Genomic DNA, 14,831 nt, shown 5'->3' with positions numbered 1-14,831 from the left:
GCTTCCCGGAACAGGTCAGGCCGTCCCGGCCAGCAGCTTCTCGATGTCGCCCTTGATATCCTCGGGCTTGGTGGTGGGCGCGTAGCGCTTGAACACCGTGCCATCGCGGCGCAGCAGGAACTTGGTGAAGTTCCACTTGATGGCTTCGAGCCCGAGCACGCCCGGCTTTTCGGCCGTCAGCCAGCGATACAGCGGGTGCGCATTGGCGCCATTGACGTCGATCTTGCCGAACATCGGAAAGGTGACGTGGAAGCGCGACTCGCAGAACTGGCCGATCTGCGCGGCGTCGCCCGGCTCCTGCTTGCCAAACTGGTTGCAGGGAAAACCCAGCACTTCCAGGCCGCCCGCCGCATATTGGTCCTGCAGCGCCTGCAGGCCGGCGTACTGTGGGGTGAATCCGCATTCGCTGGCGGTGTTCACGATCAGCAGCACCTTGCCGCTGAACCGGGACAGCGGCACCGGCTGGCCGGCAAGCGAACTGGCTTCGAACTGGTAGACATTGCTCATGGCGGGCTCCTCGGGTAGCGCGGCGGGTGCCGGCGGCGCGGACAGTGTACTAGAGCCGCAGGCGCCGCGCTGGCGCCGGATCAGATCACGTTGAGATGCTCCGTGCCCGCGCCCAGGTCGGGATTGCGGTCCATGGTGCCGTGCAGCTTGATCATCAGGCGCAGGTCGTTGAGCGAGTCGGCATTGCGCAGTGCGTCCTCGTAAGTGATCTTGCCGGCCTCGTAGAGATCGAACAGCGCCTGGTCGAACGAAACCATGCCCTGCTCGCGCGATTTCTTGATGACTTCCTTCAAGGCGTGGATCTCGCCCTTGAAGATCAGGTCGGCCACCAGCGGCGTGCCGATCATGATTTCCACCGCCGGCACGCGCCCCTTTTGTCCCTTGCGCGGCAGCAGACGCTGGGAAATCATCGCCTTCAGGTTCAGCGACAGGTCGATCAGCAATTGCTGGCGCTTTTCCTCGGGGAAGAAATTGACGATGCGGTCGATGGCCTGGTTGGCGTTGTTGGCATGCAGCGTGGCCAGGCACAGGTGGCCGGTTTCGGCGTACTGCATCGCGTATTCCATGGTTTCGCGGTCGCGGATCTCGCCGATCAGGATCACGTCAGGGGCCTGGCGCAAGGTGTTCTTCAGCGCCACGTGCCAGGACTCGGTATCGATGCCGACCTCGCGCTGCGTGACGATGCAGTTCTGGTGCGCATGCACGTACTCGATCGGGTCCTCGATGGTAATGATGTGCCCGTAGGAATGCGCGTTGCGGTGATCGAGCATGGCCGCCAGCGAGGTCGACTTGCCCGAGCCGGTGGCGCCGGTGACGATCACCAGGCCGCGCTTGGACATCACGATGTCATGCAGCGGCGACGGCAGGTCGAGTTCTTCCACCGAGGGAATGCGCGTGTTGATGGTCCGCACCACCATGCCCGCCTTGCCCTGCTGGATAAATGCCGAGACGCGGAAACGCCCGGCGTTTGGCACCGAGATGGCGAAGTTGCACTCGCGGCTGCTGTCGAACTCGGTGGACTGGCGCTCGTTCATGATCGAGCGCACCAGGCCGAGCGCCTGGGCCGGATTGAGCGGCTGCTGCGAGACCGGCGTGACCTTGCCGTCGACCTTGATCGCGGGCGGGAAATCGGCGGTGATGAAGAGGTCCGAGCCGCGGTTGCCCACCATCAGCTCCAGCAGGTCGTTGATGTACTTGGCGGCGGATTCGCGATCGAGCATGGCGGTGTCTGGTTTGGACGCGGCGGACTCGCCTCAGCCCGTGAATGAGTCGGGGTTCTTGGCCACGGCGCGCGCGTCGTTGTAGCTGATCAGCCCGCGCTTGATCAGGTCCGACAGGCACTGGTCCAGCGTCTGCATGCCGAGCCCGCTGCTGGTCTGCATCATCGAGTACATCTGCGCGATCTTGTTCTCGCGGATCAGGTGGCGGATCGCCGGCGTGGCAATCATGATCTCGTGCGCCGCGGTACGGCCGTTGCCGTCGCGCGTCTTGAGCAGCGTTTGGGAGATCACCGCCTCGAGCGATTCGGACAGCATGGTGCGCACCATGTCTTTCTCTTCCGGCGGGAACACGTCGACGACACGGTCGATGGTCTTGGCCGCCGAACTGGTGTGCAGCGTGGCGAATACCAGATGGCCGGTCTCGGCCGCGGTCAGTGCCAGGCGGATGGTTTCCAGGTCGCGCAATTCACCCACCAGCACCACGTCGGGATCCTCGCGCAGGGCCGAACGCAGCGCGTTGGCGAAGGAGTGCGTGTGCGGCCCCAACTCGCGCTGGTTGATCAGGCTCTTCTTGGATGTGTGCACGAACTCGATCGGGTCCTCCACCGTCAGGATGTGGCCCATGTCGTGATCGTTGCGGTGATCGACCATCGCCGCCAGCGTGGTGGACTTGCCCGACCCGGTGGGGCCGGTCACCAGCACCAGCCCGCGCGGCTTCATGCACAGGTCGGCGAATACCGCCGGCGCGTGCAGGTCTTCCAGCGTCAGCACCTTGGAGGGAATGGTCCGGAAGACCGCGGCCGCGCCGCGCTGCGTGTTGTACGCATTGACCCGGAAGCGCGACAGGCCGGCGATCTCGAAGGAGAAGTCGATCTCGAGGCGCTCTTCGTATTGCTTGCGCTGGGTGTCGCTCATGATGTCGTACACCATGGCGTGGACATCCTTGTGTCCCATCGCGGCCACATTGATGCGGCGCATGTCGCCGTGGATGCGGACCATCGGCGGCATGTCGGCCGAGAGATGGAGATCGGACGCCTTGTTCTTGACGGCGAAAGCCAATAGCTGCGCGATGTCCATCTATAATGACCCCACCTTTTTTATCGTACTTTGTTGTACTTCTTGTACTTCTATATGTTCGCCGGATTATGTCTGTAATCGCCGCCAACTTGCAAGCCGTCGACCGGCGCATCGCGGCAGCCGCACAACAGGCCGGACGGCAACCCGGCGAGGTCACGCTGCTGGCGGTTTCCAAGACCTTTCCCGCCGCTGCCGTGCGGGCCGCGTTCGACGCCGGCCAGCGCGCATTCGGCGAGAACTACGTGCAGGAAGGCGTGGACAAGATCGCCCGGCTGGCCGACCTGCGCGACGCGTTGTGCTGGCATTTCATCGGCCCCCTGCAAAGCAACAAGACGCGTGCCGTGGCCGAGCACTTCGACTGGGTCCATGCCATCGACCGCCTGCGCATCGCCGAGCGCCTGTCGGCGCAGCGTCCCGCCGGCCTGCCGCCTCTGCAGGTCTGCCTGCAGGTGAATATCAGCGGCGAGACCAGCAAGAGCGGCGCGGCCCCCGGCGAAGTGCCCGCGCTGGCGCGCGCCGTGGCGGCGCTGCCCGGTCTGCGGCTGCGCGGCCTGATGGCCATTCCCGAACCCGCGAGCGACCCGGCCGCCCAGCGCCGCCCGTTTGCCGCGCTGCGGGCGCTGCTCGACGCCATGCGCGCGGACGGGCTGGAGGTGGACACCTTGTCGATGGGCATGTCGGCCGACATGGAAGCCGCCATTGCCGAGGGCGCCACCCTGGTACGCATCGGCACGGCCATTTTCGGCGCACGCGACTACGCGGCGGCACCCGCGACGCACGGCTAATGCGCCGGCGTCACTTCCCCACTGACGACTTCCAGCAAGAGAGACAGATGCTCGACACCCTTACCTTCGGTTTCCTTGGCGGCGGCAATATGGCGACCGCCCTGATCGGCGGCCTGATTGCCCGCGGCGTGCCCGCCACCTCGATCCGCGTGGTCGACCCCTTCGAGGAAGCGCAGGCGCGCCTGCGGCGCGACCTCGGGGTGCATGCCGCCGGCGCGCCCGACGCGGCCTTCGGCGCCAGCCAGGTGATCGTGCTGGCGGTCAAGCCGCAGCAGTTCCGCGAGGCCGCCGCATCGCTGCTGCCGCAGCTTGGCGACAACCTGATCGTCAGCGTGGCGGCCGGTATCCGGCTGGCCGACATGCAGCGCTGGTTCGGCGGCCGCACCCGCCTGGTGCGCGCCATGCCCAACACGCCCGCGCTGGCCGGCATGGGCATGACCGGCCTGGCCGCCGTGCCCGGGCTGGCGCAACGCGACCGCGACATTGCCAGCGCGCTGGCCGAGGCGGTAGGCAAGTGCGAATGGGTGGAAGGCGACGCGCAGATCGATGCCGTCACCGCCATCTCCGGCAGCGGCCCGGCCTATGTCTTCTATTTCATCGAGGCGATGGAAAAGGCGGCAGCCGAACTCGGCCTGACGGCCAGCCAGGGACGCGCGCTCGCGGCAGAGACCTTCCGCGGCGCCGCAGCGCTGGCAGCGCAGTCCGAGGAGCCGGTCAGCCTGCTGCGCGAGCGCGTGACGTCCAAGGGCGGCACGACCTATGCGGCGCTCACGGCGATGCAGACCGCCGGTATCGGCGAAGCGTTCGTGAAGGCGATGCATGCCGCGGCGGAACGTGCAACGGAGATGGGCGCGGAGTTCGGGAAGGACTGAGCGGGGATTTCCCCGCCGATGTAGCGGACCTTCCGCAGCGCCGGCCGAAGCCGACCGGATGCGCCGGCACCGTGTGCGGTGCCCGACGGTCGTCACCCCCTCTCCCGCACGCGGGAGAGGGGAGCAAATCATCAGGACGCAAGCGCCTGAACCAGTTCTGGCGCTGCCCGCTCACCGCAACGCATAAGCCGCCGCAACACCGGCAAACACGCAGGCCCCCAGCCAGTTGTTGTGCCGGAACGCCGCAAAGCACCGCATGCGATCGCGCTCGCGGATCAGCGTGTAGTGATAGAGCGCGCAGCCCGCCGCCGCGACCAGCCCGAGCCAGAACGGCCAGCCCAGGTCGAACTGCGTGCCAGCCCAACCCATCAGCCCGAGAAACACGGCATAGCAGATCATGATGGCGGCCACGTCGAAGCGCCCGAAGGTGATGGCCGAGGTCTTCATGCCCAGCAGCAGGTCATCGTCCCGATCCACCATGGCATAGGCGGTATCGTAGGCCACCGCCCAGAACACATTGGCCAGCAGCATCACCCATGCCACCGCGGGAACATGGTCCTGCACCGCGGCGAACGTCATCGGGATGCCGAAGCCAAAGGCAATGCCAAGGTAGGCCTGCGGGATGGCAAAGAACCGCTTGAAGAAGGGATAGGTGGCGGCCAGCACCGCCGCCACCACCGCCAGCCACTTGGTCAGCGCATTGAGCGGCGTGATCAGGACGAAGGCCGCGAGCGCCAGCACCACCGCCACCGCCACCGCTTCCCACGCAGCGATCTTGCCCGCCGTCAGCGGCCGCTCCTTGGTGCGCTTGACGTGCTTGTCGAAGTCGCGGTCGGCCCAGTCGTTCATGGCGCATCCGGCCGATCGCATCAGGAAGGTGCCGACGACGAAGATCCAGAACAGGTGCCACGCCGGCGGGCCGCCGGTGGCCATCCACAATGCCCACAGCGTGGGCCACAGCAGCAACAGGGTGCCGATGGGCTTGTCGATGCGCACCAGGCGCGCGTACAGGGAAAAGCGTTCAAGCATGGCGGTGGCCCACGGTGCGGGGCAAGGCAAGGGCGATAAACGAAAACGCGCCGCGGCCCCGTTCAGGGCGCGGCGCGCGGAGCCGGCGGCGCATGCACCGCCGGCGGCATCGGTTCAGGACATCAGGCCAGCATCGAGCGCAGCATCCAGGCGGTCTTTTCGTGCGTCTGCATGCGCTGGGTCAGCAGGTCGGCGGACGGTTCGTCGCCGGCGGCATCGATCACCGGGAACAGCGAGCGCGCGGTGCGCACCACGGCTTCCTGGCCCTCGACCAGCTTGCGGATCATCTCGGTGGCTTCGGGCACGCCCTCTTCCTCGGCGATCGACGACAGGCGGGCGTACTCCTTGTAGGTACCCGGCGCCGGGTAACCCAGGGCGCGGATACGCTCGGCGATCGAGTCCACCGCCAGCGCCAGCTCGGTGTACTGCGTCTCGAACATCAGGTGCAGCGTGTTGAACATCGGACCCGTGACGTTCCAGTGGAAGTTGTGGGTCTTGAGATAGAGCGTGTAGGTATCCGCCAGCAGCTTGGAAAGGCCTTCGGCGATCTTCTTGCGTTCCTTGTCGGAAATGCCGATGTTCACGCTCATCTCATTCTTCTTTGCCATGATAGGTACGCTCCATTCTGGTGTAGCCACGGTGACTGCCGCGCGCCTGGGCGCGGCACGGCCCGCACATTATGGCATCACCCGTTAAAGGCCGACAAACTCCTGGCCGCATCGAGGAACATCGCGGCCGCGCCCAGCGCGATCACCGCCAGCCCGAATGCCTTGCGCCACAGCTTGCGCTGCAGGCGCGCCGCGTCGGTGCGGCGCAGGCTGTCGTGCGCGTCATGCCGCAACTGCTGCAACTCGCCGACGAACATCCTGAACATGGCCATGATGATTCTCCTTCCGGGTTTTCGCGGTGGCCCCGCCACAGGCGGGACCACCGGATTCACCGTGACGCAATGACTGCGGTTACTTCAGGTTGAGGGCAAGCCTGACGCCTTCGCCATAGGCCGGATCGGCCTTGGTGAAGTGCCCCAGCTGCACCCGCACGATCTCTTCCGGCACGCCTTGCATGGCTGCCGCGATATTCGAGAACAGGCGCTGGCGCTGGCCTTCGTCGAACAGGCGGAAGAGCGCGCCCGGCTGGCTGTAGTAGTCGCTGTCTTCGCGGTGATCGAAGCGGTCGGCCGCACCGCCGAGGGCCAGCGCCGGCTCGGCGGCACGCTCGCTGGCGGCGTAGGCGCCCTCGCGGTTCGGCTCGTAGTTGAGCTTGCCGCCCCGGTTGCCGTCCACGCGCATCGCGCCGTCGCGATGGTAGGTATTGTGGAACGGGCACCTGGGTGCATTCACCGGAATCTGGCTGTGGTTCACGCCCAGGCGGTAACGCTGCGTGTCGCCGTACGAGAACAGCCGGCCCTGCAGCATCCTGTCAGGCGAAAAGCCGATGCCCGGCACCACGTTGGATGGATTCATCGCCACCTGCTCCACCTCGGCGAAGTAGTTGTCCGGGTTGCGGTTGAGCGCCAGCACGCCGACGTCGATCAGCGGATAGTCCCTGTGCGGCCACACCTTGGTCAGGTCGAACGGGTTGATATGGTACTTGGCCGCATCGCCCTCGGGCATGACCTGCACGCGCACATTCCAGCGCGGGAAGTTGCCCTTTTCGATGTTCTCGAACAGGTCGCGCTGCGCGCTCTCGCGGTCGCCCGCCACCACCTTGGCCGCTTCCTCGTTGGTCCAGTTGGCGATGCCCTGCTGCGACTTGAAGTGGAACTTCACCCAGAAGCGCTCGTTGGCAGCGTTGATGAACGAGAACGTATGCGAGCCGAAGCCGTGGATCTGGCGGTAATTCTGCGGCAGACCGCGGTCGCTCATCAGGATGGTGACCTGATGCAGCGATTCCGGATGGCGCGACCAGAAGTCCCACACCGCGATGGGGTCCCGCAGGTTGGTGCGTGGGTTGCGCTTCTGCGTATGGATGAAGTCGGGAAACTTGAGCGGATCGCGCACGAAGAACACCGGCGTATTGTTGCCCACCACGTCCCAGTTGCCTTCGTCAGTGTAGAACTTGATGGAGAAACCCCGCACATCGCGCTCTGCATCGGCCGCGCCGCGCTCGCCCGCCACCGTGGAAAAGCGGATGAAGATCGGCGTCTCCTTGCCCACACTGCCAAACACCGAGGCCTTGGTGAAGCGCGTGATGTCATGCGTCACGGTGAACGTACCGTGGGCGCCCGAACCCTTGGCGTGCACACGGCGCTCAGGGATGACTTCACGGTCGAAGTGAGCGAGCTTCTCCAGGAACCACACGTCCTGCAGCAGCATCGGGCCGCGCGGGCCGGCGGTCAGCGAATTCTGGTTATCGGCAACGGGAGCGCCGGCGGCAGTGGTAACGATATCCTTGTCCTTGCTCATCTTGACCTCTTTTCGTGGGGTGGATCGGGGAGTCTGGCCGGAGCGGGCCGTGCGGGCCGCCGGGTTATCTCAATACACCGTGGCGTAACAGGCAAGGCAATCGGCCACGCGGCTTGCCAGCGCGCGCAGGACCTGGCCCGGGGCGGGAATGCTGGGATCGATGCCTTCCATGTACGACTCCTTGTGGGTGACCGGCGCGCAATGCGTCGATGTGGGAAGTCTACGGATAAGCTATCGAATTAGAAACTCAATTATTTCTAACTATGAAATAGCCAATGCCTATTCCATCGCGGCCGATGCCAGCATCGCATGCGGCCAAGTCAACTGCGCGACAGGAGGGGAAGGAAGGGAAAATGAAAATGCCGGCGAGGGCCGGCATACCGGGGGAAATCGTCCCCGGGAACAGTGAGGAAAAGCGGCCAGGCAACCGAATGCCCGGCCAGCCGGCCGCTCAGGCCGCTTCGGCCAGTTCCTTGGCGGCCAGCTTGCTGACACCGGGCAGGTCGCAGGCTGTCACCGCGCGGCGCAGCGCTTCCATGGCCGGCAAGCGGGTGAAGCTCTTGCGCCAGGCCAGCACCACGCGCCGGTCGGGCACGGGCTCGGTGAACGGCACGTAGGCCAGCATGTCGTTCTTGCCGGGCTTGAGGTCGGGTACCGAAGTGCGCGGCAACACCGTGATGCCAACACCACTTGCCACCATATGGCGGATGGTCTCCAGCGAAGAGCCCTCGAAGGTCTTCTGGATCCCGTCGGCCGCCTGCGAGAAGCGCGACAGTTCCGGGCACACGCCCAGCACCTGGTCGCGGAAGCAGTGCCCGCTGCCCAGCAGCAGCATGGTCTGCCGCTTCAGTTCATCGGGATCGACGTGGCCGGCATCCTCCAGCTGGTGGCCCCGGGGCACCGCGACCACGAAGGGTTCGTCGTACAGCGGCTGCACCATCAGGCCGGAATCGGCAAAGGGCTCGGCCATGATGGCGCAGTCGATCTCGCCCTGCTTGAGCAGCTCGATCAGCTTGACGGTGTAGTTCTCCTGCAGCATCAGCGGCATCTGCGGCACGGTGTGGATCATCTCCTTGACCAGCGCGGGCAGCAGGTAGGGCCCGATCGTGTAGATCACGCCAAGGCGCAGCGGCCCGGCCAGCGGGTCCTTGCCCTGCTTGGCGATCTCGCGGATGGCCATGGTCTGCTCCAGCACCCGCTGGGCCTGCGCGACGATCTGCTCGCCGATCGGCGTCACCGAGACCTCGGAGGTGCCTCGCTCGAAAATCTGCACATTGAGTTCGTCCTCCAGCTTCTTGATGGCTACCGACAGCGTCGGCTGCGATACGAAGCAGGCTTCGGCAGCCCGGCCGAAGTGGCGCTCGCGCGCCACGGCGACGATGTACTTGAGTTCGGTGAGCGTCATGACTTATCAATTCCCGTTAAGCGATAGATTTTACCTTCGATTCCAGGTTCTGTCAGAGATGACGGACAAAGCGGCGAAGGCAAGACTTGCCGGAAACCGGCAATGTGGCGTCTGCGGCCTCCCTTTCTTCAGGCCTTCAGGAAATGCTCCCTGCCGCCGAGCCAGCGCAGCAGATGCGCCTCGACCGCCTCGGGAAAACGCGCCAGCATCATTTCGGCGGCTTCCTGGGCATAGTCGACCAGCCAGGCGTCGGTATTGAGATCGGCGAATCGCAGCATGGCCTCGCCGGACTGGCGCGCGCCGAGGAACTCGCCCGGGCCGCGGATCTGCAGGTCGCGCCGGGCGATCTCGAAGCCGTCGGTGGTCTCGCGCATGGTGGCCAGGCGCTCGCGCCCGGTGGGCGACAGCGGCGCCTGGTACATCAGCAGGCAGACCGATTCCGCGCTGCCCCGCCCCACCCGGCCGCGCAGCTGGTGCAGCTGCGCCAGGCCGAAGCGCTCGGCGTGCTCGATCACCATCAGCGAGGCATTGGGCACGTCCACCCCGACCTCGATGACGGTCGTGGCCACCAGCACCTGCAGGCGGTTGGCCGTGAAATCCTCCATCACGGCGGCCTTCTCCGCCGGCGGCAGGCGCCCGTGCACCAGCCCCACCTTCAGTTCGGGCAAGGCGGCTACCAGGGTTTCATAGGTTTCCACCGCGGTTTGCAGCTGCAGCGCCTCGCTCTCCTCGATCAGCGGGCAGACCCAGTAGACCTGGCGCCCGTCGGCGGCAGCGTGGTGCACGCGCTCGATCACCTCGTCGCGGCGCGCATCGTTGACCAGGCGCGTCACCACCGGGGTACGCCCGGGCGGCAGTTCGTCGATCACCGACACGTCGAGATCGGCGTAGTAGGTCATGGCCAGCGTGCGCGGGATCGGCGTGGCCGACATCATCAGCTGGTGCGGCACGGTCTCGCCGCCCTTTGCCTCCCTGCCCGCCTTGGTCGGCGCGCCCGTGGCATCGGGTTCGGCCTTGCCGCGCAGCGCCAGGCGCTGGGCCACGCCGAAGCGGTGCTGCTCGTCCACCACCGACAAACCCAGGCGCGCGAACCTGATGCTGTCCTGGATCAGCGCATGGGTGCCGATGGCCAGCTTGGCCTCGCCCGACTCGACCAGGGCCGCGGCCTCGCGCTTGGCGCGGGTCTTGAGGCTGCCGGCCAGCCAGACCACCTTGACGCCAAGCGGCTCCAGCCAGGCGGAGAGCTTGCGGTAATGCTGCTCGGCCAGAATTTCGGTGGGCGCCATCAGCGCAGCCTGGTAGCCGGCGTCGATGGCCTGACAGGCCGCCAGCGCAGCCACGATGGTCTTGCCGCTGCCGACGTCGCCCTGCAGCAGCCGGTGCATGGGATGGGGCGCGCCCATGTCCTTTGCAATTTCCTCCACCACGCGCTGCTGCGCGCCGGTCAGCTTGAACGGCAGCGCCGCCAGGAAAGCCGTCAGCAAGCCCCCGGCGCGGCGCGGCATGGGCGGCGCGCTCTTGTCGCGCCGCGCCGCCTGCGAGCGCTTGAGCGAGAGCTGCTGCGCCAGCAGCTCGTCGAGCTTGATGCGCTGCCAGGCCGGATGCGAGCGCTCGATCAGCGCGTGCTCGTCGACCTCCTGGGGGGGCGAGTGCAGCATGCGCAGGCAATCCGGCAGGGGCCGCAGCTTGAGCTGTGCCAGCGGACCTTGCAGCACCGGCAACGGCAGGGTCTCGGGCAGGGGGGTGCGCGACAGCGCCCCACCGATGGCCTTGCGCAAGTAGGTCTGCGGAATGCCGGCGGTGCTGGGGTAGACCGGCGTCAGCCGGTCGGGCAGCGCTTCGCCGGGCGTCACCGCGCGCACTGTGGGATGGACCATCTCCGCGCCGAAGAAGCCGCCGCGCAACTCCCCCCGCACCCGCAGGCAGGCGCCTTCCGCCATCTGCTGGGTCTGGCTGCCGTAGAAATTCAGGAATCGCAGCGTCAGCTCCCCGGTATCGTCGGCAATCTTGACCACCAGCTGGCGGCGCGGACGAAAGCTGACCTCATTGGATGTGACCACGCCCTCGACCTGCACCGACAGCCCCAGGCCGGCGCGCCCGATGGCATCGGCGATGGGCAGCAGCGTGGTCTCGTCCTCATAGCGCATCGGCAGGTGCAGCACCAGGTCGACGTCGCGCTTGAGGCCAAGCTTGTGCAGCCGGGCCATGGCCGACGAGGGCTTGCCGGCGGTGCCGCCCTTGGCCGCGCCTGCCGCCTTCGCCGCGCGGCCCGGCGTTTCCTGCGCGGCCGGGCTGTCGGAGTTATCAGGGAGCGGGGCGGAAGCGGTTCCTGGCATCGGGCGGCGTGGCTACGGATTCGGGGTCGGGGCAAATGCCTGCGGGCAGGCTCGGTTGACGCAATGCCAACCGCAGCGGCGCAAGGCAAGCAGCGCGGGTCGGCGCAAATAGGCGATATCATGCGCGCCCGGGCGGCGCTGCCGCCCCAAGCCTTACAATACCGGATTCGCCGATTGTACCTATGCCGGCCGCGCCACCGCGCGGCCAGTGGCCGTTTTTGCCCCCATCATGCTGACGCTGTCCGATTTCGACTTTGACCTTCCGCCCGAACTGATCGCCCAGACCGCCCTGCCGGAGCGCGGCGCGAGCCGGCTGCTGGTGGTGGAAACGGAGGCACAGGGCGCTGGCGCCACCCGCCTGGCCGACCGCACCTTTGCCGACATCGTCGACTACCTGCGCCCGTCGGACCTGCTGGTGTTCAACGATACGCGCGTCATCAAGGCCCGCTTCTTCGGACATAAGGGCAGCGGCGGCAAGGTCGAGGTGCTGGTCGAGCGGGTGCTGGACAGCCATACCGTGCTGGCCCAGGTGCGTGCCTCCAAGACCCCGCCGACGGGCAGCAAGCTGCGCCTCGCGGATGCCTTCGACGTCACCGTGGGACCGCGCGTCGACCAGTTCTATACCCTGCGCTTCCCCGAGCCGGCGCTGGACCTGATCGAGCGCCACGGCCGCCTGCCGCTGCCGCCCTACATCACCCACGACCCGGACGCCTTCGACGAAACCCGTTACCAGACCGTCTACGCCCGCGCCCCCGGCGCGGTCGCCGCGCCCACCGCCGGCCTGCATTTCGACGAGGCGCTGTTCGCCCGGCTCGACGCCATGGGCGTGCGCCGCGGCTTCCTGACCCTGCACGTGGGCGCCGGCACCTTCCAGCCGGTGCGCACCGAAAACCTGGCCGAGCACAAGATGCACGCCGAGTGGTACGAGGTGTCCGAGGCGCTGGCCCAGGCCGTGCGCGAGACCCGCGCCGCCGGCGGCCGCGTGATCGCGGTCGGCACCACCTCGCTGCGGGCGCTGGAATCGGCCGGCGCGGCCGACGGCACGCTCGCCGCCGGCCGCGGCGATACCGACATCTTTATTACGCCCGGCTACCGTTTCCGTGTGGTCGATGCCCTCATCACCAATTTCCACCTGCCCAAGTCGACCCTGCTGATGCTGGTGTCGGCGCTGGCCGGGGTGGAGCCCATCCGCGCCGCCTACCGCCACGCGGTGGCCGAGCGCTACCGCTTCTTCAGCTACGGCGACGCCATGCTGCTGACGCGCCAGCCCCAGCCTCAGGCCTGAGCGCCCCCGCGCCAGCGCCAACCCGCCAGCCCGAACCAGATTCCCGCCATGCTCAACTTCGAACTGCTCACCACCGATGGCAATGCCCGCCGCGGCCGCGTCACCCTCAACCACGGCGTGGTCGAGACCCCGATCTTCATGCCGGTCGGCACCTACGGCTCGGTCAAGGCGATGTCGCCGCTCGAACTCAACGAGATCAACTCGCAGATCATCCTGGGCAACACCTTCCACCTGTGGCTGCGCCCGGGGCTGGAGGTGGTCGAGAGCCACGGCGGCCTGCACCGCTTCATGGGCTGGGACAAGCCGATCCTGACCGACTCGGGCGGATTCCAGGTGTTTTCGCTGGGCGCGCTGCGCAAGATCACCGAAGATGGCGTGACCTTCGCTTCGCCCGTCAACGGCGACAAGCTGTTCCTGTCGCCCGAGATCTCGATGCAGATCCAGCGCACGCTGAACTCCGACATCGTGATGCAGTTCGACGAGTGCACGCCGTATGAGATCGAGGGACGCCCCGCCACCCACCAGGAAGCGGCGATCTCCATGCGCATGAGCCTGCGCTGGGCCAAGCGTTCCATCGACGAATTCAACCGCCTGGCCAATCCCAACGCGCTGTTCGGCATCGTCCAGGGCGGCATGTTCGAAGACCTGCGCGACGAGTCGCTGGCCGGCCTGTCGGAGCTGGACTTCCACGGCTATGCCATCGGCGGGCTGTCGGTTGGCGAGCCCAAGGAAGACATGATGCGCGTGCTGGAGCACGTGGCGCCGCGCCTGCCCGCCCACAAGCCGCACTACCTGATGGGCGTGGGCACGCCCGAAGACCTGGTGGCCGGCGTGGCGGCGGGCGTCGACATGTTCGACTGCGTGATGCCCACCCGCAATGCCCGCAACGGCTGGCTGTTCACGCGCTTTGGCGACGTCAAGATCAAGAATGCCGTTCACCGCAACGACACGCGTCCGCTGGATGAGAGCTGCGGCTGCTACACCTGCCGCAACTTCTCGCGCGCCTATCTGCACCACCTGCACCGGGTCGGCGAGATCCTCGGCGCGCGCCTGAACACCATCCATAACCTGCACTACTACCTGCAGTTGATGAGCGAGATGCGCGAAGCCATCGAACAGCACCGCTTCGAGGCCTTCCGCGCCCGCTTCGCCGCCGACCGCGCACGCGGCCCGCAATAGGCTGCGGCGGGGCACCGCCCGGGACTACCGGCGCCGGCGTGAACTTTCTGCCGGACTCCGGTCGAATAACGGTGCCCTGTTGCCGCAAGCGGCGCCCAAGGCGCTCCGAACAAACCCGTAAACCACGGCATTTGCCCTTATCCGGCATGCGGTGCGGTTGCAAGCGGGTGGTAGAATAACTGATTAACTGACTGACTTTGTGACGGAGAAGCAACGTGCTGATTTCTAACGCATTTGCCCAGACTGCCGGTGTCACCGGCGGCGCGGCGGGTGGCCTGATGAGTTTCCTGCCTATCATCCTGATGTTCGCGGTGCTGTGGTTCATCATGATCCGCCCGCAGATGAAGCGCCAGAAGGAATCCAAGGCAATGCTGGAAGCCCTGGCCAAGAATGACGAAATCGTCACCGCCGGCGGCATCCTGGGCCGCGTCACCAAGGTGAACGAGCAATACGTAACGGTTGAGATCGCTGCAGGCACCGAGATCACGGTACAGAAGAGCGCAGTGACCACGGTGCTGCCCAAGGGCTCGCTGAAGTCGCTCTAAGCATCGGGATAGCGGGCGGAATCGTTGCCGTACGCCGGCTTTTCCGATCCTTTCCCGCCCCGTTTGCCTGCTTTTTCGCCCTTCCCGGCACGCCTATAGCGCGCGTGCCCCTGCAGCCGCCTGATCCAGCCCGGGTTATCCGTGGATGCCAGGCGGCTGTTTGCCAACCGGTGCGGTGGTGCCAAC

14 protein-coding genes are annotated in these 14,831 nt (G+C 66.5%); 5 read left to right on the top strand and 9 right to left on the bottom strand.

Going from position 1 to position 14,831, the window contains the following annotated elements; genetic code table 11:
• Positions 1-15 precede the first annotated feature (15 nt).
• The 3 genes from AC3FOF_RS00170 to AC3FOF_RS00160 all read right to left on the bottom strand — a co-directional run bounded on the left by AC3FOF_RS00170 (position 16) and on the right by AC3FOF_RS00160 (position 2,804).
• Positions 16-507 carry a glutathione peroxidase gene (locus AC3FOF_RS00170; protein ID WP_488725484.1) on the bottom strand — a complete coding sequence of 164 codons (492 nt, stop codon included), beginning with the start codon at positions 505-507 and terminating at the stop codon, positions 16-18.
• Positions 508-587: 80 nt separating this feature from the next.
• Positions 588-1,727 (bottom strand): PilT/PilU family type 4a pilus ATPase, encoded by a 1,140-nt coding sequence (locus tag AC3FOF_RS00165; protein WP_017223993.1) that lies wholly within the window; start codon positions 1,725-1,727, stop codon positions 588-590.
• A gap of 33 nt (positions 1,728-1,760) precedes the next feature.
• Positions 1,761-2,804 (bottom strand): type IV pilus twitching motility protein PilT, encoded by a 1,044-nt coding sequence (locus AC3FOF_RS00160; RefSeq protein ID WP_017223994.1) that lies wholly within the window; start codon positions 2,802-2,804, stop codon positions 1,761-1,763.
• Between the two features lie 68 nt (positions 2,805-2,872).
• Here AC3FOF_RS00160 and AC3FOF_RS00155 point away from each other — a divergent pair, with 68 nt between their 5' ends.
• Positions 2,873-3,589, top strand: coding sequence for a YggS family pyridoxal phosphate-dependent enzyme (locus AC3FOF_RS00155; protein ID WP_276265238.1), 717 nt, complete (start codon positions 2,873-2,875; stop codon positions 3,587-3,589).
• A 47-nt stretch (positions 3,590-3,636) separates the two neighbouring features.
• Positions 3,637-4,461 (top strand): pyrroline-5-carboxylate reductase, encoded by an 825-nt coding sequence (gene proC, locus AC3FOF_RS00150; protein ID WP_276265237.1) that lies wholly within the window; start codon positions 3,637-3,639, stop codon positions 4,459-4,461.
• Between the two features lie 171 nt (positions 4,462-4,632).
• On the opposite strand, the gene ubiA is transcribed toward proC, so the two are convergent.
• The 6 genes from ubiA to recG all read right to left on the bottom strand — a co-directional run bounded on the left by ubiA (position 4,633) and on the right by recG (position 11,636).
• Complete coding sequence (ubiA, locus tag AC3FOF_RS00145; RefSeq protein WP_017226652.1) at positions 4,633-5,490, bottom strand: 4-hydroxybenzoate octaprenyltransferase; 858 nt, start codon at positions 5,488-5,490, stop codon at positions 4,633-4,635.
• A gap of 122 nt (positions 5,491-5,612) precedes the next feature.
• Positions 5,613-6,098 (bottom strand): Dps family protein, encoded by a 486-nt coding sequence (locus tag AC3FOF_RS00140; protein WP_017226651.1) that lies wholly within the window; start codon positions 6,096-6,098, stop codon positions 5,613-5,615.
• Positions 6,099-6,175: 77 nt separating this feature from the next.
• Entirely contained in the window at positions 6,176-6,370 is a 195-nt protein-coding gene (locus AC3FOF_RS00135; RefSeq protein ID WP_017226650.1) for a hypothetical protein, read from the bottom strand.
• Positions 6,371-6,449: 79 nt separating this feature from the next.
• Positions 6,450-7,895 carry a catalase gene (locus tag AC3FOF_RS00130; RefSeq protein WP_017226649.1) on the bottom strand — a complete coding sequence of 482 codons (1,446 nt, stop codon included), beginning with the start codon at positions 7,893-7,895 and terminating at the stop codon, positions 6,450-6,452.
• 451 nt (positions 7,896-8,346) lie between these two features.
• A complete protein-coding gene (locus tag AC3FOF_RS00125; RefSeq protein WP_017226647.1) occupies positions 8,347-9,300 on the bottom strand; it encodes a LysR substrate-binding domain-containing protein in 954 nt (317 codons plus the stop codon).
• A 128-nt stretch (positions 9,301-9,428) separates the two neighbouring features.
• A complete protein-coding gene (gene recG / locus AC3FOF_RS00120; RefSeq protein WP_276265234.1) occupies positions 9,429-11,636 on the bottom strand; it encodes an ATP-dependent DNA helicase RecG in 2,208 nt (735 codons plus the stop codon).
• Between the two features lie 229 nt (positions 11,637-11,865).
• On the opposite strand from recG, the gene queA reads away from it, so the two are divergent.
• From queA to yajC, 3 genes are all read left to right on the top strand, one after another.
• Positions 11,866-12,921, top strand: coding sequence for a tRNA preQ1(34) S-adenosylmethionine ribosyltransferase-isomerase QueA (gene queA / locus AC3FOF_RS00115; protein ID WP_488725483.1), 1,056 nt, complete (start codon positions 11,866-11,868; stop codon positions 12,919-12,921).
• Between the two features lie 48 nt (positions 12,922-12,969).
• Positions 12,970-14,100 carry a tRNA guanosine(34) transglycosylase Tgt gene (tgt, locus tag AC3FOF_RS00110; RefSeq protein ID WP_017225959.1) on the top strand — a complete coding sequence of 377 codons (1,131 nt, stop codon included), beginning with the start codon at positions 12,970-12,972 and terminating at the stop codon, positions 14,098-14,100.
• Between the two features lie 215 nt (positions 14,101-14,315).
• Positions 14,316-14,645, top strand: coding sequence for a preprotein translocase subunit YajC (gene yajC / locus AC3FOF_RS00105; protein WP_017225958.1), 330 nt, complete (start codon positions 14,316-14,318; stop codon positions 14,643-14,645).
• The last annotated feature ends 186 nt before the right edge of the window (positions 14,646-14,831 follow it).

The organism is Cupriavidus sp. 96C5-1 (assembly GCF_057798855.1).
Note: the sequence above shows the minus strand (reverse complement) of the source record. Positions and strands in the feature narration are given on the sequence as shown.

Bases quoted from the DNA above. Each gene is read 5' to 3' on its own strand.
- AC3FOF_RS00170 (WP_488725484.1), bottom strand. From the start codon at position 507: ATGAGCAATGTCTACCAGTTCGAAGCCAGTTCGCTTGCCGGCCAGCCG.
- AC3FOF_RS00165 (WP_017223993.1), bottom strand. From the start codon at position 1,727: ATGCTCGATCGCGAATCCGCCGCCAAGTACATCAACGACCTGCTGGAG.
- AC3FOF_RS00160 (WP_017223994.1), bottom strand. From the start codon at position 2,804: ATGGACATCGCGCAGCTATTGGCTTTCGCCGTCAAGAACAAGGCGTCC.
- AC3FOF_RS00155 (WP_276265238.1), top strand. From the start codon at position 2,873: ATGTCTGTAATCGCCGCCAACTTGCAAGCCGTCGACCGGCGCATCGCG.
- proC (WP_276265237.1), top strand. From the start codon at position 3,637: ATGCTCGACACCCTTACCTTCGGTTTCCTTGGCGGCGGCAATATGGCG.
- ubiA (WP_017226652.1), bottom strand. From the start codon at position 5,490: ATGCTTGAACGCTTTTCCCTGTACGCGCGCCTGGTGCGCATCGACAAG.
- AC3FOF_RS00140 (WP_017226651.1), bottom strand. From the start codon at position 6,098: ATGGCAAAGAAGAATGAGATGAGCGTGAACATCGGCATTTCCGACAAG.
- AC3FOF_RS00135 (WP_017226650.1), bottom strand. From the start codon at position 6,370: ATGGCCATGTTCAGGATGTTCGTCGGCGAGTTGCAGCAGTTGCGGCAT.
- AC3FOF_RS00130 (WP_017226649.1), bottom strand. From the start codon at position 7,895: ATGAGCAAGGACAAGGATATCGTTACCACTGCCGCCGGCGCTCCCGTT.
- AC3FOF_RS00125 (WP_017226647.1), bottom strand. From the start codon at position 9,300: ATGACGCTCACCGAACTCAAGTACATCGTCGCCGTGGCGCGCGAGCGC.
- recG (WP_276265234.1), bottom strand. From the start codon at position 11,636: ATGCCAGGAACCGCTTCCGCCCCGCTCCCTGATAACTCCGACAGCCCG.
- queA (WP_488725483.1), top strand. From the start codon at position 11,866: ATGCTGACGCTGTCCGATTTCGACTTTGACCTTCCGCCCGAACTGATC.
- tgt (WP_017225959.1), top strand. From the start codon at position 12,970: ATGCTCAACTTCGAACTGCTCACCACCGATGGCAATGCCCGCCGCGGC.